21 protein-coding genes are annotated in these 21,576 nt (G+C 42.5%); 12 read left to right on the top strand and 9 right to left on the bottom strand.

The annotated features are described in order from the left end of the window. Positions 1 to 30 precede the first annotated feature (30 nt). The 3 genes from L0P88_RS12565 to L0P88_RS12555 are packed head-to-tail and all read left to right on the top strand — an operon-like array spanning position 31 to position 3,103. On the top strand, positions 31 to 1,701 hold the full coding sequence (locus L0P88_RS12565) for an ArnT family glycosyltransferase (protein ID WP_247130274.1): 1,671 nt from the start codon (positions 31 to 33) through the stop codon (positions 1,699 to 1,701). Further along, the gene (locus L0P88_RS12560; protein ID WP_247130273.1) at positions 1,698 to 2,354 is read left to right on the top strand and encodes a DUF4271 domain-containing protein; all 657 of its coding nucleotides are present in this window, start codon (positions 1,698 to 1,700) and stop codon (positions 2,352 to 2,354) included. Before L0P88_RS12565 ends, L0P88_RS12560 begins: the two co-directional genes overlap by 4 nt. 5 nt (positions 2,355 to 2,359) lie before the next feature. After that, positions 2,360 to 3,103, top strand: a complete 744-nt coding sequence (locus L0P88_RS12555; protein WP_158775842.1) for a uroporphyrinogen-III synthase — start codon at positions 2,360 to 2,362, stop codon at positions 3,101 to 3,103. Positions 3,104 to 3,149: 46 nt separating this feature from the next. Here the strand turns inward: L0P88_RS12555 and pckA are convergent, their stop codons facing one another. Both pckA and L0P88_RS12545 read right to left on the bottom strand, forming a co-directional pair. Then, entirely contained in the window at positions 3,150 to 4,766 is a 1,617-nt protein-coding gene (pckA, locus tag L0P88_RS12550; protein ID WP_247130272.1) for a phosphoenolpyruvate carboxykinase (ATP), read from the bottom strand. A gap of 73 nt (positions 4,767 to 4,839) precedes the next feature. Next, positions 4,840 to 5,223, bottom strand: coding sequence for a DUF423 domain-containing protein (locus tag L0P88_RS12545; RefSeq protein WP_247130271.1), 384 nt, complete (start codon positions 5,221 to 5,223; stop codon positions 4,840 to 4,842). A gap of 79 nt (positions 5,224 to 5,302) precedes the next feature. Here L0P88_RS12545 and L0P88_RS12540 point away from each other — a divergent pair, with 79 nt between their 5' ends. From L0P88_RS12540 to L0P88_RS12530, 3 genes are read left to right on the top strand one after another with little or no spacing between them, the layout of a single operon-like run. Further along, positions 5,303 to 6,676 carry a saccharopine dehydrogenase family protein gene (locus tag L0P88_RS12540; protein WP_247130270.1) on the top strand — a complete coding sequence of 458 codons (1,374 nt, stop codon included), beginning with the start codon at positions 5,303 to 5,305 and terminating at the stop codon, positions 6,674 to 6,676. Between the two features lie 48 nt (positions 6,677 to 6,724). Beyond that, positions 6,725 to 7,195 (top strand): Lrp/AsnC ligand binding domain-containing protein, encoded by a 471-nt coding sequence (locus L0P88_RS12535; RefSeq protein WP_247130269.1) that lies wholly within the window; start codon positions 6,725 to 6,727, stop codon positions 7,193 to 7,195. A 6-nt stretch (positions 7,196 to 7,201) separates the two neighbouring features. Beyond that, positions 7,202 to 8,122 (top strand): lipid A-modifier LpxR family protein, encoded by a 921-nt coding sequence (locus L0P88_RS12530; RefSeq protein ID WP_247130268.1) that lies wholly within the window; start codon positions 7,202 to 7,204, stop codon positions 8,120 to 8,122. Between the two features lie 56 nt (positions 8,123 to 8,178). Here L0P88_RS12530 and L0P88_RS12525 read toward each other — a convergent pair whose 3' ends face one another. The 3 genes from L0P88_RS12525 to leuS all read right to left on the bottom strand — a co-directional run bounded on the left by L0P88_RS12525 (position 8,179) and on the right by leuS (position 13,607). Beyond that, positions 8,179 to 8,874, bottom strand: coding sequence for a zinc metallopeptidase (locus L0P88_RS12525; RefSeq protein WP_247130267.1), 696 nt, complete (start codon positions 8,872 to 8,874; stop codon positions 8,179 to 8,181). A gap of 251 nt (positions 8,875 to 9,125) precedes the next feature. After that, positions 9,126 to 10,235 carry an alanine dehydrogenase gene (gene ald, locus L0P88_RS12520; RefSeq protein WP_247130266.1) on the bottom strand — a complete coding sequence of 370 codons (1,110 nt, stop codon included), beginning with the start codon at positions 10,233 to 10,235 and terminating at the stop codon, positions 9,126 to 9,128. Positions 10,236 to 10,787: 552 nt separating this feature from the next. Next, a complete protein-coding gene (leuS, locus tag L0P88_RS12515) occupies positions 10,788 to 13,607 on the bottom strand; it encodes a leucine--tRNA ligase (protein WP_247130265.1) in 2,820 nt (939 codons plus the stop codon). A gap of 154 nt (positions 13,608 to 13,761) precedes the next feature. Between leuS and L0P88_RS12510 the strand changes: the two genes are divergently transcribed. The 6 genes from L0P88_RS12510 to L0P88_RS12485 all read left to right on the top strand — a co-directional run bounded on the left by L0P88_RS12510 (position 13,762) and on the right by L0P88_RS12485 (position 19,166). Then, a complete protein-coding gene (locus tag L0P88_RS12510) occupies positions 13,762 to 15,585 on the top strand; it encodes a T9SS type B sorting domain-containing protein (RefSeq protein WP_247130264.1) in 1,824 nt (607 codons plus the stop codon). An 83-nt stretch (positions 15,586 to 15,668) separates the two neighbouring features. After that, entirely contained in the window at positions 15,669 to 16,547 is an 879-nt protein-coding gene (locus tag L0P88_RS12505; protein ID WP_247130263.1) for a cell division protein FtsX, read from the top strand. Positions 16,548 to 16,621: 74 nt separating this feature from the next. After that, a complete protein-coding gene (locus L0P88_RS12500; protein WP_247130262.1) occupies positions 16,622 to 16,882 on the top strand; it encodes a DUF3098 domain-containing protein in 261 nt (86 codons plus the stop codon). Positions 16,883 to 16,885: 3 nt separating this feature from the next. Then, positions 16,886 to 17,680, top strand: coding sequence for an undecaprenyl-diphosphate phosphatase (locus tag L0P88_RS12495; RefSeq protein WP_247130261.1), 795 nt, complete (start codon positions 16,886 to 16,888; stop codon positions 17,678 to 17,680). A 6-nt stretch (positions 17,681 to 17,686) separates the two neighbouring features. Further along, on the top strand, positions 17,687 to 18,415 hold the full coding sequence (gene truB / locus L0P88_RS12490; protein WP_247130260.1) for a tRNA pseudouridine(55) synthase TruB: 729 nt from the start codon (positions 17,687 to 17,689) through the stop codon (positions 18,413 to 18,415). A gap of 34 nt (positions 18,416 to 18,449) precedes the next feature. Further along, positions 18,450 to 19,166: an energy transducer TonB gene (locus L0P88_RS12485; protein WP_247130259.1), complete on the top strand. Its 717-nt coding sequence runs from the start codon at positions 18,450 to 18,452 to the stop codon at positions 19,164 to 19,166. Here L0P88_RS12485 and L0P88_RS12480 read toward each other — a convergent pair. From L0P88_RS12480 to L0P88_RS12465, 4 genes are all read right to left on the bottom strand, one after another. Continuing rightward, entirely contained in the window at positions 19,149 to 19,781 is a 633-nt protein-coding gene (locus L0P88_RS12480; RefSeq protein ID WP_247130258.1) for a thioredoxin family protein, read from the bottom strand. The genes L0P88_RS12485 and L0P88_RS12480 overlap by 18 nt on opposite strands. Before the next feature lie 114 nt (positions 19,782 to 19,895). Continuing rightward, entirely contained in the window at positions 19,896 to 20,174 is a 279-nt protein-coding gene (locus L0P88_RS12475) for a hypothetical protein (protein WP_247130257.1), read from the bottom strand. A gap of 20 nt (positions 20,175 to 20,194) precedes the next feature. Further along, complete coding sequence (locus L0P88_RS12470; RefSeq protein WP_247130256.1) at positions 20,195 to 20,560, bottom strand: hypothetical protein; 366 nt, start codon at positions 20,558 to 20,560, stop codon at positions 20,195 to 20,197. A 97-nt stretch (positions 20,561 to 20,657) separates the two neighbouring features. After that, a complete protein-coding gene (locus L0P88_RS12465; protein WP_247130255.1) occupies positions 20,658 to 21,572 on the bottom strand; it encodes a YitT family protein in 915 nt (304 codons plus the stop codon). Between the last annotated feature and the right edge of the window lie 4 nt (positions 21,573 to 21,576).

Genomic DNA, 21,576 nt, shown 5'->3' with positions numbered 1-21,576 from the left:
TAACTTTGAATCCCATAAATACGCTTTTTAATGGGGAATCAATTTTCCAAAACCTTCTTTATTTTTTTAGGGATATTATTGTTGCTCAATCTGCTACAAGCCCATTTTACCCCTCTTCTCTACGATGAGACCTATTATTGGTACTATTCCCAGAATTTGGATTGGGGGTATTTTGACCACCCCCCTATGGTAGCCTTACTTGCCAAAATAAGTGGGCTTCTCCTTCCTGGGGAGTTGGGCGTTCGTTTCATGGGCAGCCTCCTTGGCATTGGAACAATTGTACTACTTTGGTCAATGGTTGGACAAAGGGAAAAAGAGCGCTATACCGCCCTATTTTTCTTACTGGTATTTTCCATGCCATTGTTCAATGCCTACGGCTTTTTTACCCTTCCCGACACGCCTTTGCTTTTTTTCACGGCCCTTTTTCTCTGGCTTTATAAAAAGTTTTTAAGTAAGTATACGGTGGGTACTGCTTTTCTTTTGGGTCTTTGCATGGCAGCCCTATTGTACAGTAAGTACCATGCGGTTTTGGTCATCATCTTTGTAGTACTCTCCAATCCTCGATTAGTTTTCAACAAATATGCATGGTTTTCGGTCTTTGTTGCCTTACTGGCTTATGTTCCCCATTTTGTATGGTTGTTTGATAACGATTTTATTGCCGTAAAGTACCACCTTTTTGAGCGGCCCAACCAACCCTATAGTTTTGATGAGTTCACCTTGGGTTACCTTTTAAATCTGGTGGTAAATTTTGGACTCTTGTTCCCTTGGTTCTATTGGGCACTTTTTAAAGCTAAACCAAAAGACAAATTCCAAAGAAGCTTATTGTTTCTAACTTATGGGGTTATCCTTTTTTTCTTCCTGTCCACTTTGCATCGCAGGGCACAGGCCCAATGGATCATTGTTATTTGTATTCCTATGCTCATACTCACATTTAACCACCTTGCCAGTGAAAAAAGCAACAGAAAATGGGTGTGGAGGATAGGAATTATTGGCACCGTTCTAATCTTCTATGCAAGGGCCTGGCTTTTGTACCAACCCCTTATCCCTTTTATGGATTATGAAACCCATGGCACAAAGGAATGGGTTGGAACATTGAATGAAATTGTTGGCGATACCCCAGTAATATTTGAGAATAGCTATCGCCGTGCACCCATGTATGCTTTCTATTCCGGTCATACGTCCTTTTCCCTTAACAACATCCATTATCGTCAAAATCAGTACAGTATAGATAGTTCGGAATTTAAGGTACAGCATAGACGAGTGGCCTATGTTACCCCATTTGCCGATTCCGGAGAGTTCTCCTACGTTCCGGCAAGGTCCAACACATATTACGGATGGTATATCGATGATTTTGAATCTTTCCGAAAACTGAGGTGTTTTGTGGATTCAAAACCAATAAACTTGAATGGTCCCGGGCAAACACTTAAAATCCACAATCCGTATTCCGAAGATATCCCTATCAAAAAATTAAAATTTAGTATAGCTTATTTGGACGGCTATAAGGATATCATTGAAATTCTGCCCATACCCATAAAACCGATAACACCTGAAATTACGTTTCTAAAGGCCAATGATACCACAGTCTTTAGTATTGAGTATCCCAAACCCCAAAAACAACAACCTAAATTCCTTAAATTCAGCATATCCGAGAATGACTTGCTGTGGGGTATCAACAGTTCAAGTATAAAAGTGAAACCATGAATCCAATTTATCGCAGTATCACTTATCTCGACTGGATGACACTAATACTCTTGTTCTGCCTTGTTTTACTGGTGTTGGGCAAATACTTGTTCAAAACGTCGTTTTTCAATTTCATTATACTCCCATTTAATAATAAATACATCACCCTCAATAAGAAAAAGGGCAAGCTGTTTTATGGTTTTCATTTAATTATATCCGTATTCCAAATTGCCAACCTGTCCCTTTTCCTCTTCATCTCCAGAAACATTTTTTTTGACCAACACCTCACAAGCTCTCCGGAGTTTTATGTTGTTGTGGTTATGGGTATTCTGGTTTTCCTTTTTGTTAAAACGGTATTACAGATAGGGAATGGGTATTTTTTTGAAAATAATGAATTGATGAGCGATATTATTTTCGAAAAGTTAACCTACTTCAATTACGGGGGACTTATTGCTTTTTTAGGAAATGTCTTGGTGATTTATGTGTTCCCAGGAGATAAGTCCATAATTTATTTGATCTTTCTGCTTCTCATAGGTATAAACGGTATTGGTATCATTAAAATCCTAAGAACCCATCAAAAGTTGATTATAGGCAACACATTCTATTTTATTTTGTACCTTTGCACTCTCGAAATTTCGCCTATAGCTGTACTCGTCAGCTATTTAAACAGTTGAAACTTATGAAAGTAAAAACGATTTTGGTATCCCAACCAGAACCGAAAATGGAAAACTCTCCATATTCCAAACTGATTGAAAAATCGAAGGTAAAAGTTGATTTTAGACCCTTTATCCATGTTGAAGGTGAAACGGCCAAAAGTGTTCGCCAGCAAAAAATTGATTTAAACGATTTTACGGCCATTATATTGACCAGTAGGAATGCGGTCGATCATTTTTTCAGGATAGCTGATGAAATGCGTTTTAAGGTACCGGATAGCATGAAATATTTTTGCCAATCTGAAGCTGTGGCCTATTATCTACAGAAATATGTGGTCTATCGAAAGCGTAAAATATACGTGGGACAACGTTTGTTCGGGGACCTTATTCCAATGTTCAAGAAGTACAAGGATGAAAAGTTCCTGTTACCGTCATCCGACACCTTAAAACAACAGGTTCCCAGTGTATTGGATGAATTGAACCTAAATTGGAAACGCGGTATTTTTTACAAGACGGTGGTCAGTGACCTATCCGATTTAAGGGATGTCTATTATGATGTCCTGGTTTTCTTTAGTCCCTCCGGTATTGAGTCCCTGCTAAAAAACTTCCCGGATTTTGAACAAAAAGATACCCGAATAGCAGTCTTTGGAAACAGCACGGTCAAGGCTGCGACCGACGCAGGCCTAAGAATTGATATCAAGGCTCCCACACCAGAGAACCCGTCCATGACAATGGCATTACAGAAATACATTTCTGATGTGAATAAATAAACAGGAAAAACTAAAAAAGCCCCTAAAATAGGGGCTTTTTTTATGGTCAGAACGCATAACGCTGGGGCCCACCCCTCCGGATTTCCTCATTGGCATAGGCTTCAAACTTCTTAAAATTTTCCCTGAACGCATTGCTCAGCTTAAATGCTGTTTTATAGTACGCATCATCATCGTTCCAGGTTGCACGTGGACTAAGCACACTGGTAGGGACTCCCGGACATTCTCGGGGCTGTGCTACCCCAAATACGGAATGGATATGGTAATTGTCATAATTGTACAATCCCAATTTCCCCTCCAATGCAGCGCTTATCATGGCACGGGTATATTTTAGTTCCATTCGCGTGCCAACCCCATAGGGGCCACCGGTCCAACCCGTATTGATCAACCAGACATCCACTCCGGACTCTTTCATCTTGTTGCTCAACATTTCGGCATAGACCGTGGGGTGCAAAGGCATGAAAGGTGCACCAAAACAGGCGGAGAAAGAAGGTTGCGGTTCAATTACCCCAGCCTCCGTTCCAGCTACTTTTGCCGTATATCCGGAAATAAAGTGGTATGCTGCTTGGGCAGGTGTCAATTTTGATATTGGCGGCAATACCCCAAAGGCATCGGCTGTCAAAAAGAAAATATTCTTCACATTCTCACCCACGGAAGGTTGCTGAATATTTTCAATGTGGTAAATCGGATAACTTACCCTGGTATTCTGTGTAACGGAACTGTCGGTGAAATCCACATTGCCATCATCATCCATGACCACATTCTCCAAAATCGCCCCTCTTTTAATGGCTCCGTAAATCTCCGGTTCCTTTTCCTGGGATAGGTTAATGACCTTGGCATAACAGCCCCCCTCAAAGTTAAATACAGTGTTTTTTGGGGTCCAACCATGCTCATCATCCCCGATCAGCTTCCTATTGGGGTCCGTGGAAAGGGTAGTCTTCCCCGTACCGGACAAGCCAAAGAAAAGAGCCGTATCACCATCTTCCCCCAGATTGGCAGAACAGTGCATAGGTAGTACGTTGTTGAATGTAGGGAGAATGAAGTTAAGTGTGGAGAAAATGCCTTTTTTAATCTCGCCGGTATATCCCGTTCCCCCAACCAAAGCAATCTTTTTTGTAAAATTCAAAATGGCAAAATTATGTTGCCTCGTTCCATCCATTTGGGCATTGGCAAGGAAACCGGGAGCATTCAATACCGTCCATTCCGGTTCAAAGTCCACAAGCTCTTGCGGAGTTGGTCTTAAGAACATATTGTATACAAACAAATTGGACCAAGGATATTCGTTAATGACCCTAACACCCATTTTATACAAGGGATCGGCACAAACAAAGGCATCACGCACATAAAGCTCCTTATCATTCAAATAAGAGACCATCTTGGTGTACAGTTGATCAAAGGCGTCCGGTTCAAAGGGAATATTGATATCTCCCCACCAAATCTTTTCTGTAGTAATTGCATCCTTTACAATAAACCGATCCATTGGTGACCTTCCAGTAAACTCTCCCGTACTTACCGCCAGTGCCCCCAAAGAGGATTCTTTTCCAAGTCCTTTTTGCAGCGTAGCATCATGCAATTCATCAGATGAGAGCTGGTAATGGATATTGTTATGGGTGATTCCGTGGTCATTTAGCGAAATCGTTTTCGTCCCAGGGATGGAATTTGCCATATGTTAAATTTTTAAAGTTGGCGCAAAACTACTTATTAAAATCCCAATACCCTTGGATTATTGTTTTTTCGTTCTACTTTTTGACCAGTAGGCTAAAAAGTAAATAGCCCCATCCCAAAATAAGGAGCAGACCTCCTATGGGGGTAAGGATTCCAATTTTCCGAAAGTCAAAAGAAGTCAACGTATTGGTAGCCAACAAGTATATGGAAAAGGAAAAAAGAACAACCCCAATAAGAATAAGGTAGAAGACCACTCTTTTTGTTCCTTCGGAAGCCAGGGTAATGGTACTCAGGAGAATTAGGAACAGGGCGTGGTACATTTGGTACTTTACCCCAGTCTCAAACGTGTTTATTTCCTCTGGACCTACTGCTTTTTTTAGTCCATGGGCCCCAAAGGCCCCTAGTATTACCGCCAACATTCCTAGCACTAATCCCGTTACCAAAATTGTTTTGTTCATAACTTAAAAGGTCACTTTTTTTAAAAATATAACAATTTGATACTTTCGTATCTGTTAGTCACAAAGGTAATTTAAACTTATGGCCCGAAAAATTCTTGTCTTGGGAGCTGGGAAGTCCACCTCATATCTATTGGACTTTTTTTTGGACAATTCGGTTTCCCAAGATCTCCATCTCACGATAGGGGATTTGTACCCAAAAAACATTGCCAAGGATATTGTGAACCATCCCAATTGCAATGTAATGACGTTGAACATTATGGAAAACGAATCCAGGAGCAAGGCCATACAAAGTGCGGATATCGTGGTTTCCATGTTACCTGTGCGGTTACACACCAAAGTTGCCCAGGACTGCCTTCAATTCAAAAAGCATTTGGTAACCGCCTCATATGTCAGTGATACCATTAGAAAATTGGACCCGGAGGTCAGGGAATCCAATCTGGTTTTTATGAATGAAATTGGTTTAGATCCGGGAATTGATCATATGAGTGCCATGGAAGTCATTGATCGTATCCGAAATAAGGGCGGCAAAATGATTCTTTTTGAATCCTTTACGGGTGGCCTGGTAGCTCCTGAAAACGATACCAATCTTTGGAACTATAAATTTACCTGGAATCCCAGGAATGTGGTAGTGGCCGGCCAGGGTGGGGCAGCCAAATTTATCCAGGAAGGAACGTACAAATACATACCATACCATAAACTATTCCGCAGGACCGAGTTTTTGGACATTGAAGGGTACGGAAAGTTTGAAGGGTACGCCAATCGGGACTCCCTTTGGTACCGGGACGCCTACGGGTTACAAGATGTGTTGACACTTTACCGAGGAACCATGCGCAGGGTAGGTTTTTCAAGGGCTTGGAACATATTTGTACAATTGGGCATGACGGATGACAGTTACCAAATTGAAAATTCCGCAGGAATGTCCTATCGGCAATTCGTGAATCTTTTCCTGCCCTATTCCCCCACGGACTCCATAGAACTGAAACTGCGCCACTACCTAAAAATTGACCAAGATGATATTATGTGGGAGAAATTGGAGGAATTGGACCTTTTTAGTGCAACAAAGACAATTACACGTGAAAATGCAACGCCCGCCCAGGCACTCCAGCAAATCCTGGAAGAAAGTTGGACCCTTAGTGACAATGAAAAAGACATGATTGTTATGTACCATAAGTTTGGGTACGAATTGGAAGGAAAGAAAAAACAATTGGATGCCAATATGGTGGTACTGGGGGAAAATAGAACCCATACCGCCATGGCCAAAACCGTTGGCCTTCCAGTGGCCATGGCCACTCTCAATATTCTAAATGGAAAGATTACCTCTCCCGGGGTGCAGATTCCCATTACCAAGGAGGTCTATGGTCCAATTTTATCGGAATTGGAAGACCATGGCATTAAATTCAATGAGTTTCAAGCACCTTATCTAGGGTATAATCCTGACTCGGTAGCCAGTTAAATTCCCATTGGCTTTTCTATCTTTGGGTTTCAATTAGTTTGCATTTCTATGAAATCCACTAACAACTTGTTACGACTGGATGGGATAGACAAAAAAATCCTAAGGCATTTAATGGAAGATGCCCGAAAACCGATTTTGGAGATTGCCCGGGATATTGGTATTTCAGGAGCGGCCATCCACCAAAGACTACGTAAATTGGAAGCTGCCAGGGTCATTTCCGGCTCAAAGTTCATTATCAACCCCAAGGTGCTGGGATATACCACAATGGCATATATTGGTATTTTTTTGGACAGGGCCATGAGCAATCCCAAAGCGGTGGCAGCCCTTAAAAAAATACCCGAGGTTTTGGAGTGCCATTATACTACCGGCAATTGGTCCATCCTAATTAAAGTGCTCTGCAAGGACAATGAGCATTTAATGCAGGTGTTGAACAAAAACATTCAGCAGATTGAAGGTGTTTCCCGGACAGAAACCTTCATCTCATTAAATCAACAAATCAATAGGCAGATTTCCATTTAGTTCCTAATGCAGCGATTATTCTTTGGCATTTTTATCTGCTTTTTGAAAACCTCACTCTTTTCACAGCGAAGTTATGAGCCCAATGCCTTCCCACATCAGTTGGAGTTTCGTCACGACAATGATTTTTTTCTATCAACCGACCGTTATTATTCGTCCGGACTGTTCTTGACCTACAGGACTATTCTGAAAAAAGGTGTTTTTGGGGAAGGGGAACAGCTTCGCTTCCGACTTGGACAGGAAGTATATACCCCTACCCAGACCCAATCGGTTGAATCCACTTCGTTTGATAGGCCCTATGCCGGATTCACCGGTTTGTTAAGCAGTTGGTCTTCGGCCTACAAAAATTCCCTGATCGATATTGAAGCACTTTTCGGTCTTGTGGGAAACAACTCGGGAGCCGGAGGGTTCCAACGGTGGTATCATAGGGCCGTGGCCATTTTTGAGACACCCCAATGGATTGATGAACTGAACAATAGTTTCCATGTCAACCTTTATGCTTCCTATACCAAGGAATGGGAATTGGCTCCCAACCCATTTGGTGTCCTAATTGCCCTGCAACCTAAATTGGCAATGGGGTCCAGGGATATTTTTGGGGAGACCGAAGCTATTTTCCATTTTGGCAGAAGAACCCCTATTGGAGAGAGCATTGCATACAATCGTTTGGGGAACAATGCGCGTGAAATCTTTTTTGTACTCAGACTTGCGTATCGTGAAGTGTTTTATAACGGATTGATCGAGGGGAATTTCTTTGGGGACGATTCCCCCATTCTTAGGGAATCCGAAAATTCACTTTTACGGTTTGGGCTTGATGTTAACTATCGCTTTAACCGAAATGATTACAAAATTGGTATGCGCTACAATTCTTCCGAAACCATGGGTTCGGAGTCACATATTTATGTTCAACTTTCCTATGCGTTCAGTTGGTAGCACTAAAAAAGGTCCTTCCAAAAGAAAGGACCTTTTTTGCATGTTTTTTTACTTTTTTAGTCCCGGCCTCCAAAAACTTGTAAGCCCCAGTATACCAAGGTTGCCAAAGCACCTATGGCAGCTACCAAATAGGTCCTGGCCGCCCAATTCAATGCATCTTCAGAACCTTTATACTCCGCTTGGGTGACCATATTCTTTTGTTTGAGCCATACCAAAGCACGTTTACTGGCATCATATTCAACAGGTAGGGTGATAAAACTGAAAAGCGTGGCAAATGCCATCATCACCAATCCGGCCACCGCAATCCAGTATCCAAGGCCAACGCCCGCCGCAGCTCCCAACATGAGTCCGCCAAATACCACCCAAGTGCTCATTCCGGAGGTAACACTTACCAGGGGAACCAATTTGGACCGCATGGTCAACCATTCGTATGCCTGGGCATGTTGTACCGCATGTCCTACCTCATGGGCAGCTACCGCAGCTGCCGCGGTATTCCGTTGGTTATAGACCCCTTCACTAAGGTTTACCGTTTTATTTTTCGGATTGTAATGATCGGTCAACATCCCAGGGGTGGAGATAACCTTCACATCCCGTATCCCGTGGTCATCCAACATTTTCTGGGCGATTTCCGCACCACTCATTCCATTCTGCAAATGCACTTTGGAATAATGCTTGAACTTACTTTTTAGCCGGGCACTCACCAACCAACTGACCAATGCAATAGCACCGATTAATATATAATATCCCATCATGACGTTTTCGTTTTAATTTTTATTAAATATACCAACTCAAAAGCAAAAACCCCGCCAAATTGGACGGGGCTTTAAAAACTGACATTTTGTTAGTTTATACTAAGAGACCGTTTAGGAATTTGTTAATTGTTTTCTTATGTCCCTTTTTGCCCGGCACATCGTTAAAATTTTGGTCCATAACTATAGCTATGCACAAAAAATTCGCCTCGTTCCGCACAAAAATGACCTATAACAATTCCAATCACATATTCCTAAACAGGCTCTAAAACCGGAGCATCCCAGTCAAAGGCATCCATGATTTCCTTATAGACCACTTCCCCCTCAACAATGTTCAGTCCTTTTTCCAAGGATTTGTCCATCCTACAGGCACTTTGCCAACCGTTATTGGCCAATTTTAAAACATAGGGCAACGTAACATTGGTCAGGGCAATAGTGGAGGTATAGGGCACCGCACCCGGCATATTGGCCACACAATAGTGGACCACGTCGTCAATAATGTAAACGGGATCTTCATGGGTTGTTGGCTTAGTTGTTTCAATGCACCCTCCTTGATCCACGGCCACATCCACAATGACTGTCCCGGGATGCATGTCCTTAAGCATATCCTTGGTAATTAAATTCGGGGCTTTTGCCCCTTTCAACAATACCGCACCCACAATTAAATCATGGGTCTTGATATGCTTTCGAATTCTGAGCTCGTTGGAAAAATCGGTGACCACATGGTTTGGCATGACATCATTCACATATCGTAATCTTTTCATATTGATATCCATAATAGTGACATGGGCTCCAAGACCTGCTGCCATTTTTGCGGCTTGGATTCCTACGGTTCCCGCACCCAGCACCAAGACTTTCCCAGGTTGCACTCCCGGTACGCCACCCAGTAATACTCCTTTGCCCTTTACAGGCTTTTCCAAATATTTGGCCCCCTGCTGAATGGCCATCCGACCCGCTACTTCAGACATTGGGGTTAACAGGGGAAGCGTCCCATCTTCATCCTCAACCGTTTCATAGGCAATACAGATTGCCTTGCTGTTGATCATGGCTTTGGTCAGTGGCCCGCTGGAAGCAAAATGAAAATAAGTAAAAACAATCTGTCCTTCCTTGATCAATCCATATTCCATCGCTATGGGTTCCTTGACCTTTACAATCACATCGGCCTTGGCATATACCTCCTCTATGTTGGGCAAAATCTGTGCGCCCGCATTGCTGTAGTCCTCATCAAAAAAACCACTTCCTTCCCCAGCGGTGGACTGCACGTATACCGTGTGATTGTTCTTTACCAGTTCAAAAACTCCGGAAGGGGTCATCCCCACCCGGCTTTCATTATTCTTAATTTCCTTAGGTACACCAATAACCATGGTTCTTGTTTTAAAGTTGTTGTATTTATAGAATTATAGCGCCAAAAGTGTTGTAAATCTAAAAAAATGAAAAATAAAATCGATGAAATGCAGGGGTAATTCAGTTAAAAGAGCATTTTTTTATTTTCATACCCCTAAAAAATAGGGGGTCATTCAAAAAAAATTGTTTTTTTAGTTCTTGACCGCTAAAAATACCCTTGTTTATGTTTCTATTTTAAAATCAACATCATATTGGTCAGTACCCTTGAACAAAATAGCTAAAACAAAGGCAGGGCTTTTGCCATGGAAATCACAGATCATCCAAAAAATTGGACCCAGAAGGAATACCAAATGCATGATAAGCTGATTGTCCTGGCTGGATTTATGTTCCCATCCCTTTTGGCCTTAGGAATAAAAACAGCATCGGTGCACACGGCCACAATAGGGTAGATAGCCGTAAGGGTTGGCTTAAAAATGATGTAAGACCACTTCGCCCCTGGATTCTGGAATCTGGACAATTTTAACTCCTTTCCTTAATTGACGAAAACACCTCCACAATAGAGCAGAAGTGCATTACCCGACAACATTTACAATTTTACCGGGCACCACAATGACTTTCTTGGGTGTTCGGCCATCCAGATATTTGGCGGTCTGTTCATGGGCCATAACAGCAGCTTCAATATCGGATTTCGCCATATCCAGGGGAAGTTCCATCTTAAAACGCATCTTACCATTAAAGGAAATGGGATAGGCTTTGGTGCTTTCCACCAGATATTTCCCTTCCAGTTTCGGAAAGGGTACATTGGCAATGGAACCCGTGTGGCCCATCATTTCCCAAAGTTCCTCAGCGATATGGGGGGCATAGGGCGATACCAAAATCGCCAGGGGTTCCAAAATGGCCTTGCTTGTGCATTTTTGTGCCGTCAATTCATTCACACAAATCATAAAGGTGGAGACGGACGTGTTGAAACTAAAGTGCTCAATATCCTCTTCTACCTTTTTGATGGTTTTGTGCAGTGTCTTCAGGTTGTCAGGAGTCGGTTCACTATCATCAACCGTGAAGTATAACTTCCATAGTTTCTTTAAAAAACCATGAACCCCTGTAATGCCCGCTGTGTTCCAGGGCTTGGATTGCTCCAATGGTCCCAGGAACATCTCATACAACCGAAGACTGTCCGCACCATAATCCTCACAAATCTGATCGGGGTTGACCACATTGTATTTGGATTTGGACATTTTTTCGATTTCGCGACCTACAATGTATTTGCCATTCTCCAAAATGAATTCTGCCTTTGACAAATCTGGGCGCCACTTTTTAAAGGCTTCAACATCCAATTCATCCGATGAATCAATTAAAGAAACATCCGCATGGATTGGGTTGACATGTTTCCCATTGATCAGTCCTTTGGAATACACCTTGTTTTGCGCTGCATCTTTGTAGACAAAAGCACTTGTTCCCGTAATCATCCCCTGATTGATCAATTTTTTGGCAAACTCATCCTTTGGGGCAACACCCCTATCAAACAAAAACTTTTGCCAAAAACGGGAATACAACAAATGTCCCGTAGCGTGCTCGCTGCCTCCAATATAGAGATCCACATCTTGCCAGTAGTCTATTGCTTCCCGTGAATAAATGGCTTCTTCATTATGTGGATCCATATAGCGATTGAAATATTGGGAACTTCCCGCCCAACCCGGCATGGTGTTGAGTTCTAAGGGAAATACCGTTTTGTGGTCAATCAATTCGTTGGCAACCACTGTATTCGCCTCAGCATTCCATGCCCAATGCGCAGCATTACCCAAAGGGGGTTCCCCAGTTTCCGTGGGGAGGTACTTTTCCACTTCGGGCAATTCCAAGGGCAGATGCCCTTCCGCAATCATCTGGGGCATTCCATCGGCATCGTAATAGACCGGGAACGGTTCTCCCCAATAGCGTTGGCGGCTAAATACCGCATCCCGCAAACGGTAATTGATCTTGCCCTGTCCTTGACCAATTTTTTCCAACTCATCAATAACTTTCCTTGTTGCTTCTTTGTGGCGTAACCCATTTAGGAAATCGGAATTGGCAATAATGGTGTTTGCCTTATCGGCAAAGGCCTCTTCCGAAATATCAACCCCATCGAAAATGTTGGGGATATCAATATCAAAATGCTTTGCAAAGTCATAGTCCCGTTGATCTCCGCAGGGAACTGCCATTACCGCCCCCGTGCCATAGTTGGCCAATACATAATCCCCTATCCAAATGGGAATGGGCGCTTTGGTAAACGGGTGTTCTGCGTACGCCCCCGTAAAAGCACCGGAAATGGTTTTTACATCCGCCATTCGCTCACGCTCCGAGCGTTTTGACGTTGCTTCAACATAAGCATCAATCTCTGATTTTTGTGCTGGTGTGGTGATTTTGGCCACCAATTCATGCTCTGGAGCCAATGTCATGAAGGAAGCACCGAAAATGGTATCAGGGCGGGTAGTGAATACCTCTATTTGATGGGATTCCCGATTGCTTGGCGCTGTCGGAATGACCTTAAAAGTTGCCGAAGCTCCTTCGGAACGACCGATCCAATTGGTTTGGGAATCTTTTAGAGGTTGTGGCCAATCAATAGTGTCCAAGCCATCCAACAACCGTTGTGCATAGGCTGTAATCCGCATCATCCATTGGGTCATCTTCTTTCGAATCACGGGATGTCCCCCACGTTCCGAAACGTCATTCACAATTTCATCATTGGCCAGGACCGTACCCAATGCCGGGCACCAATTCACCTCAGCATCGGCTAAATAGGTCAGACGGTATTTTAACAATACTTGCTGTTTCCGTTTTTCCGAGAACGTGTTCCATTCGCTGGCCAAAAAAACCGGTGTATCATCATCACAGGAGGCGTTCACATTCTTATTCCCTTCCTTTTCAAAAATCGCAATCAAACGTTCAATAGGTTCCGCTTTATCCGTTTGATTGTTGTACCACGAATTGAACAATTGGATAAAGACCCATTGTGTCCACTTATAATACCTGGGGTTGGAGGTACGCACTTCCCTACTCCAATCAAAGGAAAAACCCAATTGGTCCAGTTGCTCCCGATATCTTTTGATATTGGTTTCCGTTGTTATGGCGGGATGCTGCCCTGTTTGTATGGCATACTGTTCTGCAGGAAGGCCAAAGGAATCGTAACCCATGGGATGCAATACATTGTATCCCTTATGCCTTTTATAGCGGGCATAGATATCACAGGCAATATAACCCAGGGGATGTCCTACGTGCAGACCTGCCCCTGAAGGATAGGGAAACATGGAAAGTGCATAAAATTTGGGCTTATCCGAATTATTTTCTACCCTAAAGGTTTGATTCTTGGTCCAATATTGTTGCCATTTAGCCTCTATTTGCCTGAAATTGTAGTTCATTTTATATATTTCTTCCTTCGCTTGGCAAAAATAGGTTTAATCCGCCAGAGCAAAAAGGATAAAGTGCCAAGTAAAACAGGTCATAAACCAGATAAAATTGCAAGTAGTAAAAGTCTTATTATCCCTTTTGGTATGCTGTTTCCTTCATTAGCATATGCAAAGTCAGTTGACATTTTGTGAAGGCAATACCGGAGACCCCATCTTTATGGAAACTTTTGGGACCGGTTTGGAAGATGGACCTCCTTTGCCTCCAAGGACAACCACCTACAATTACGTAGATGGCGGTCCCGAACAGCCTATGGATGGAAATTATACCATTTCCAGCAGAACCAATTATTTTGATTGGTTTAACACTGCGGACCACACCCCGGGGGATGTCAATGGTAAGTCCCTAATTGTAAATGCCAGTTTTACTCCCGGTGAATTTTTTAGAATTCCCGTCGATGGACTATGTGAAAATACCTCTTATGAATTTTCAGCCTGGCTTCTTAATCTATTGCCCTCCTCAACGCAATGTCCAAATGGCGGTATTCCAATAAATGTTCGATTTCAAATTTGGGATGATACGGACACCGTACTCTTAGCCTCGGGAGATACCGGCGATATCCGAGGGACTTCCCGTCCTATTTGGGAACAATACGGCCTAGTCTTCCAAACCCTACCAGGACAAACTTCCGTAATCCTAAAAATGATAAACAATGGTGCCGGAGGTTGTGGCAATGACCTTGCCATTGATGATATTGTTTTCAGGACATGTGGAGATAACATTACCGTAATGGACAATACCAATAATGTGTCCTTGGCATTTTGTGAAGAAGACGTCCCAATTACAACCACGCTTCAAGCAACACCGGACTTTTCGGTTTACAGCTCCCATGCCTATCAATGGCAAGAAAGTCCGGATGGCACTACTTGGTTGGATTTGCCCGGTGAAACCAATAGCATATACACCACAGCATTATTGAACGAAACAAGGTTCTATAGGGTAAAAGTTGCCGAGGATGCCATCAATTTGAGCAATGACAAGTGCAATACCATATCCGATGTTTTTGATATCATTATTGAAAATCGTCCCGACCCCCCAATAAGTTCAGGCGATGTGGGTCTATGTGCCAATAATTTGGGTGGCGTACGGGCCGCCGTTCCGGATGGGGTACGGGTAGATTGGTATGATGCCGCCATTGATGGAAACCTGTTACTCCAGGATAATGTCTTTTTTGCCACGGACGTATCGGGAACATTTTATGCCGAGGCCGTTACGGAAATCGCCGGATGCATTTCAACCAATAGAACGCCGGTCACCATTACCTATTTTGATTTACCCGTTGTAGTGGATGAAAACTTGGATCTATGTGAAGGAACTTCAATTACCATTAATGCAGATATAAGGGGGCTGGATTATTTGTGGTCTTCAGGAGAGGAATCTTTTGAAATTGTGGTCAACACCCCTGGTACGTATTCCGTTCTGGTTACCGACACCAACAATTGTTCAGTTACCAAAACCATTGAAGTCAATCAAATTAATAACCCCATTGTTCAAGAGGTAATTTCAAATCATCGAAATATAACCGTTGTAACCGAAAATACCGGGATTTTCGAATATTCCTTGGACGGCATCAACTATCAAGAAAATCCCACTTTTGAAAGTTTGCTCGGAGGAACGTATAGCGCTTTTGTGAGGGGCGAAAACGATTGTGACCCAGTGGAATTTCCTTTTGTCCATCTGGTTGTTCCGCGTTTTTTTACCCCTAATGGGGACAATAGGAACGATGTATTCCAACCGGAAGGAATAGATCTTTCATTGGAATTCAGCATTGAGATTTACGACAGGTTCTCTAAACTGGTATTCCAATCCAACGACCTAAATTTTCAATGGGATGGGTCTTATAACGGCAGGGCACTTCCTGCATCGGATTACTGGTATCGTATTCAAGTGGGGTCCCGTATCCTTAACGGACATGTGGCATTGGTCCGTTAGGGGATTGGTCCAGGACCGTGGAATTTGGACAGGCCCATCAAATACCGATTTACTTTTCTATTTTTACATATCTAATTTTTTCCATGAGCCAGTACATAGAACGCTATCAGAAAAGGCGATTGATTTCCTCCTACTTTTCAGTAGTGCTAAGTATTGCGTTGGTACTCTTCCTGTTAGGGGTTTTGGGACTTTTGGTGTTGAACACTAAAAAGTTGGCCGATTACTTCAGGGAACAGATCACCATTTCCGTCTTTTTAAAGGATACGGCCAAACCTGTTGAAATTGACCAGCTCCAAAAAAGTTTGGCCATGGCAGAGTATACCAAGGCCGCCATTTATGTTTCCAAAGAAGATGCTGCGGACCAATACAGTGAGGACATTGGTGAAAATTTCCAGGAATTTTTAGGTTACAATCCCTTAAAGAATTCTTTTGATGTAAACTTAAAGGCCAATTTTGTAACCCCAGAGCAAGTGGCGGAAATTGCAGAGTCCCTTTCCAATAAATCCTTTGTGGACGAAGTAAGTTATGACCAACCCTTGATTTCCCTTTTAAGTGACAATGTGAAGAAAATAAGTCTTTGGATTTTATTGGCATGTGCCGTGTTCACTGTTATTGCGGTACTGCTCATTAATAGTTCCATAAGACTTTCCATTTATTCCAAACGGTTTATCATTAAGACCATGCAAATGGTTGGGGCCACAAAAACCTTTATTCGCAGACCTTTTATCCTTAACAATGTAAAATTGGGCTTTTATGGGGGATTGATTGCCCTTTTGGCCTTGGCCCTTGTCCTTTACTATGTGGACAAAACCTTTCCAGAGCTAGGGGTTTTTGAAGATATTCCCTTGCTTTCAATATTATTTTTTGGGGTCCTGCTTCTGGGAATACTCATATCCTACATCAGCACCTTTTTTGCGACACAGCGATTCTTGAACCTCCGTACCAATGAGCTGTATTATTAAAGACCAAACCCAGGGAAATAAATTGTTGACCAAACAATTAGAATGGTTAACTTGCGTTATCAATGCGTAATAGAATGGGCAAGAAAAATAGTACGATCCAAAAAAAGAAGCCGCAGTTCATCTTCCAAAGGAAGAATTATACCTTTTTGTTTATTGGAATTGCGTTTATTGCTTTGGGCTTTATTTTGATGAGTGGTGGTGGAAGTGATGACCCCAATGTCTTTAATCCCGAAATCTATAATTTTCGGAGAATCCGACTGGCACCTTTACTGGTGTTGATTGGATTGGGTATACAGATTTACGCCATTCTTTTGGACCCTAGCAAAAAGAAATAACCATTGGATACCATTGATGCGATTATCTTGGGCATTATTCAAGGATTGACTGAATTTTTGCCCGTTTCCTCTAGTGGACATTTGGAATTGGGAAAAGCCATTTTGGGTGACAATTCCATCCCCGAGGAAAGTTTGCTGTTTACCGTTGTACTTCATTTTGCAACCGCATTGAGTACCATTGTCGTTTTTCGAAAAGACGTATGGGATATCATTAAGGGCCTTTTTCAGTTCAAATGGAACGAAGAGACCCAGTTCAGTGCAAAGATTGTTCTATCGATGGTCCCAGCGGCCTTGGTAGGTTTTTTATTGGAGGATTTTATGGAAGTCTTTTTTGATGGTGCAATTATCATTGTGGGCATTATGCTCATTATTACCGCTATACTTCTGTATTTGGCGGATATGGCCAGGACAACGGAAAAAGGGGTTTCCTATCGCAGTGCCTTTATCATTGGCATGGCACAAATGGTGGCTATGTTACCGGGCATATCCAGAAGTGGTGCAACAATTTCCACCTCGGTACTTTTGGGAATAGACAAGACCAAATCGGCACGTTTTTCTTTCTTGATGGTCGTACCCTTGATCCTGGGAAAAGTTGCCAAGGATATTTTAAGCGGCGACATCAGTTTTGAAAGCACTCAAATAGGCGCCATGGGAGCAGGCTTTGTAGCTGCATTTATTGCCGGGATGGCCGCCTGTACCTGGATGATAAAATTGGTTCGCCAAAGCAAATTGACGTATTTTGCCATTTACTGCCTCATCATTGGTCTAATTGCCATTGGTTGGAGTATTTGGGGATAATCAATTATGCAACATATTTCTTCAGCGTATTTTACGGAGGGTCAAATTCTTTTGATTGACAAACCTTTGGAATGGAGTTCCTTTCAAGCAGTGAATGCATTAAAATGGGCCATTAGGAAGAAATTCAATCTCAATAAAAAATTCAAAATCGGACATGCGGGGACACTCGATCCCCTGGCTACGGGATTACTGTTGATCTGCACGGGAAAAGCCACCAAAAAAATTCCAGAACTTCAAGGAAAATTAAAAGAATATACGGGAACCTTTACCCTTGGGGCCAGTACGCCCTCCTATGACCTGGAAACCGAAATAGACCAAAGTTATCCGATCCAACATCTGACCAAAGAAAGAATTTGCGCTGCACCTAAAGGGTTTTTGGGGAGGATTCAACAAATGCCCCCTGTTTTTTCAGCAATTAAAAAAGATGGAAAGCGGTTGTACGAATTTGCCAGAAAAGGGGAAACTGTTGAAATAAAACCCAGAAACATCGAGATTTTTGAATTTGAAATCACCAAAATTGAGTTGCCCGAAGTAGATTTTAGGGTGGTCTGTAGTAAAGGGACCTATATCCGTTCCCTGGCCCACGATTTTGGAAAAGCCTTGGATTCCGGGGCCCATCTATCCGTTTTAAGAAGAACCAAAATAGGCGATTTTAACGTAGATAAAGCCCAGAGTCCACAAATGTTCAAGGAATGGCTCCATAGTAAAACGGTAGTGGACATTTCAAAAGAATAAAATATTTTTGGTAAATCTGGGTTATTAGAAGACCATGAACCTGAATCGCAAGCAATTATCACTTATCATCACCATTTTTACGATGGCAAATGTTGTATTGCTTGCTTATAATGTTCATTTGGTCAATAGGGAAGAAGACGAATATGTCATTGAAATGGCCATTTTGGACGAGGAAGTGGAACAGCTGTTGGAAGAAAAGGAGCGATTGGAAGAGCTGGCGCAAAACGATCCCATAAAAAGCCACAGGGCCTTTAATGAAACTGCCAAACCCAGCATAGGGGAACCGGAGCCCCTTAAAACCCTGGAGGAACTAATGGAGGAAAGGGAAATGGGCAGTGAATCCAATGAATTCAATGAAGGTGATGCCGGTTTTGTTTCCAATCTAAAGGAACTGGCCAAAAAACGCCAGGAGCGCAGGGAGCAACTTGGAGAGCGGGATGCGGAAAAAAAGGAATTTACCAATTACCTAAAAGACAGACGTACCTCCATCTCCTACTCCTTGGTGGATCGAAATGCGTATTACCTACCTCCGCCAATATATACCTGTGAGAAGGGAGGAAAAGTGGTCATCAATATTACGGTGGATCGCAACGGGGACGTTCTTGAGGTTTCCTTTAATGACAAAAGTTCCAACACCAGTGACTATTGTTTAATACAAAACGCCAAGGCCTACGCCCTAAAGGCAAACTTTAGTCAGAGCCCCAAGAACAGTCAGATTGGAACAATTACCTATCTATTCCAGGGAAAGTAGTTCCACTAAATCCTTTAGAATATCCTGACCTTTGTCCTTATTGTAAAAAACCTGTAGCTGCTGTTTGAACTCCGGGATAAGCTGTCCGTGTTCCGCTTTGTAATCCAACACCATTTTAGTGGCCTTTGAAGAACGTGGACCCCATTCACCAAGCACTTTTTGGGTCAACGAATCCAAAACGATCACTTTGGGAATGGAACGTGTTCCATTGGTAAGGAACAGATCCATCAATTCGGGATGCTCATCCCGTAGAACAATTTTCAAGTCCAGGTTTGGTGTTAGCTCGGCCAACTTATTCATTACGGGCAAACTGGGAGAGGCATCCCCACACCAACTTTCCGTTAGGACCAACCAAGTCATTTTTTGTTTTAATGCTTTGACATGGTCCACCACCTCATTTGGTATTCTGAGGGTTTTGTCCCAACGATCCATACGTTTGGTATTGAGTTGGGTATAATTTGCCAATGCTTCGGTTTTTTCAGGACCGGTATTGGAGTTCCTTATTGCCAATTCTTGAACCAATTCACGATATTCTCCGTAGGTCATACCAAACTCCAACGCTCTTTGAATAATCACATTAATTGATTTTATGGGGTTTTCCGCAAGTGTATTCATACCAAAAAAATTTTTGCTAAGATAAAGTCGGTAAAGCTGTTAAAAGCTGACAGAAATCATTGGTCGTCTTGATCTCAAACAAAAAAGCCTTGGTTTTTTCCAAGACTTTAGGTACTACATTTCGAGTTCTTCATCCAGCTCTATATATTGAATATCCTCTACATCGTAAATCATTCCTTTGTACGGGTCAAAATCCAGTGGAAGGTATTGATGGACATCAAATCCCAAATCAATGACTTCCTCTTCTTCAATATATTCAATGCTGGATAAAAGTTTTGCTTCTGCTCGTTCATCCATGGTCGGACCACCATTTTTGAATTCGATATTGGCCATGGCCAAGTTGGACAACAAAAATGACGATACCACCGGTGCAATTACGTTTATCTTTCCCATCGTTTTCGTTTTTTCAATTTTTAATGTTCAATGATGATTTCATGGTTTTTTAAAGCCTTGAAACGGTCCACAAAAAGCCGATTTTGATTGTTTGGACCCAGGTTGTCCCCCTTGCTCTCCACAATGGCAAAACCACTACCATCTTTTAAGTGGATCATTCCGGTAACCTCGACCAAATGACCTTCCAAATCCAACATGGATGATAGATCGCTAAGTTTTTGGTTCAAAAAATCAAGTGATGTATAAATGTACTGGTAGTACCTATTGGAGGGCCTCCCAATACGTAGGGTAGTCCCTATTTGTAGCTCCTCCGGTTGGTGAAGGTCCTGTTCTTGTGGGAAAAGCACTACGGCTTCCTTTTTCCTATTCAGACTTTTTCTTCCCATACATCTTCTTTCTACAAAGATACAATAGGAAAAATTTATCTAAAAGTATTACACATTGTGTTAGAAGTTAAACTTTGTTAATATAATAGTAATACTTTTATTCAAAAGAACGCTTCTTTATCATTCCCCCGCGGGTATCGTTTATTCTGCTCATGACCACAAAAGCTTTGGGATCGATTTTTTCGAGCTCAACTGTAAGTTTTCTAATTTCCAGACGTGTTATCACCGTATAAATGACATCGTATTCATTTCGTTCGCCGTGCTTTCCGTACCCTCCCGAAGCCTTATATATGGTAAGTCCCCTCCCCATTTTTTCCGAGACCATCAATCGTATTTCCTCACTTTCCGGTGAGATAATGGTTACCCCTGTATATTCCTCAATTCCGTCTACCACAAAATCCAATGTTTTGGATGCCGCCAAATAGGTTAACATGGAATATAGCGCTGCCTCTATGGAAAGTAAATATGATGCCGCCAGAAAGATGAACACATTGATGATGATGATCACATCCCCAATTTTCACCCCAAGTTTCTTACTTAAATAAATGGCCAAAACCTCGGTACCGTCCAACACACTTCCCCCCCTTATGGACATCCCAATTCCCGCACCAAGGAAAAAACCTCCAAATACGGCCACCAAAAGCTTATCTTGTGTCACTTCGGGAAAGTCTATTAGCGCCAATACCATTGCCAGGCCTAAAATGGCCAATAACGCCTTCACCGCAAACTGTTTTCCTATGGTCTTATAGGCCATGAACAGGAAGGGAATGTTCACAAAAATGATAAGGATTGCCAAAGGGACCTGGGTAATTTCAGAGATCAATAACGAAATCCCCGTAGCCCCGCCATCGATAAACCGATTGGGGAGCAAAAAGCTCTCCAGGCCAAACGCCGCAGCGAATATCCCAAAGAAAATGAATAACGTATCCTTAACTACGGAATTCAACCGAAGACCCGGCCTGGCGTTCTGCAACCTTTTGCGTTCTTTCAAAATACCTTCCGAGCCCAACATTTTC

Origin of the sequence: Muricauda sp. SCSIO 64092 (assembly GCF_023016285.1) — a bacterium.
In the GTDB taxonomy this organism is placed as follows: domain Bacteria; phylum Bacteroidota; class Bacteroidia; order Flavobacteriales; family Flavobacteriaceae; genus Croceivirga.
The sequence above is the reverse complement of the archived record's forward strand: the minus strand, read 5'-3'. Positions and strand labels throughout refer to the sequence as shown.

Coding starts and splice junctions, on each gene's coding strand:
- leuS (WP_247130265.1), bottom strand. CDS start 13,607: ATGAACTACAATTTCAGGCAAATAGAGGCTAAATGGCAACAATATTGG.
- L0P88_RS12505 (WP_247130263.1), top strand. CDS start 15,669: ATGAGCCAGTACATAGAACGCTATCAGAAAAGGCGATTGATTTCCTCC.
- L0P88_RS12530 (WP_247130268.1), top strand. CDS start 7,202: ATGCAGCGATTATTCTTTGGCATTTTTATCTGCTTTTTGAAAACCTCA.
- L0P88_RS12560 (WP_247130273.1), top strand. CDS start 1,698: ATGAATCCAATTTATCGCAGTATCACTTATCTCGACTGGATGACACTA.
- ald (WP_247130266.1), bottom strand. CDS start 10,235: ATGGTTATTGGTGTACCTAAGGAAATTAAGAATAATGAAAGCCGGGTG.
- truB (WP_247130260.1), top strand. CDS start 17,687: ATGCAACATATTTCTTCAGCGTATTTTACGGAGGGTCAAATTCTTTTG.
- L0P88_RS12565 (WP_247130274.1), top strand. CDS start 31: ATGGGGAATCAATTTTCCAAAACCTTCTTTATTTTTTTAGGGATATTA.
- L0P88_RS12465 (WP_247130255.1), bottom strand. CDS start 21,572: ATGTTGGGCTCGGAAGGTATTTTGAAAGAACGCAAAAGGTTGCAGAAC.
- L0P88_RS12525 (WP_247130267.1), bottom strand. CDS start 8,874: ATGATGGGATATTATATATTAATCGGTGCTATTGCATTGGTCAGTTGG.
- L0P88_RS12555 (WP_158775842.1), top strand. CDS start 2,360: ATGAAAGTAAAAACGATTTTGGTATCCCAACCAGAACCGAAAATGGAA.
- L0P88_RS12480 (WP_247130258.1), bottom strand. CDS start 19,781: ATGAATACACTTGCGGAAAACCCCATAAAATCAATTAATGTGATTATT.
- L0P88_RS12470 (WP_247130256.1), bottom strand. CDS start 20,560: ATGGGAAGAAAAAGTCTGAATAGGAAAAAGGAAGCCGTAGTGCTTTTC.
- L0P88_RS12475 (WP_247130257.1), bottom strand. CDS start 20,174: ATGGGAAAGATAAACGTAATTGCACCGGTGGTATCGTCATTTTTGTTG.
- L0P88_RS12540 (WP_247130270.1), top strand. CDS start 5,303: ATGGCCCGAAAAATTCTTGTCTTGGGAGCTGGGAAGTCCACCTCATAT.
- L0P88_RS12500 (WP_247130262.1), top strand. CDS start 16,622: ATGGGCAAGAAAAATAGTACGATCCAAAAAAAGAAGCCGCAGTTCATC.
- L0P88_RS12545 (WP_247130271.1), bottom strand. CDS start 5,223: ATGAACAAAACAATTTTGGTAACGGGATTAGTGCTAGGAATGTTGGCG.
- L0P88_RS12510 (WP_247130264.1), top strand. CDS start 13,762: ATGCAAAGTCAGTTGACATTTTGTGAAGGCAATACCGGAGACCCCATC.
- pckA (WP_247130272.1), bottom strand. CDS start 4,766: ATGGCAAATTCCATCCCTGGGACGAAAACGATTTCGCTAAATGACCAC.
- L0P88_RS12535 (WP_247130269.1), top strand. CDS start 6,725: ATGAAATCCACTAACAACTTGTTACGACTGGATGGGATAGACAAAAAA.
- L0P88_RS12485 (WP_247130259.1), top strand. CDS start 18,450: ATGAACCTGAATCGCAAGCAATTATCACTTATCATCACCATTTTTACG.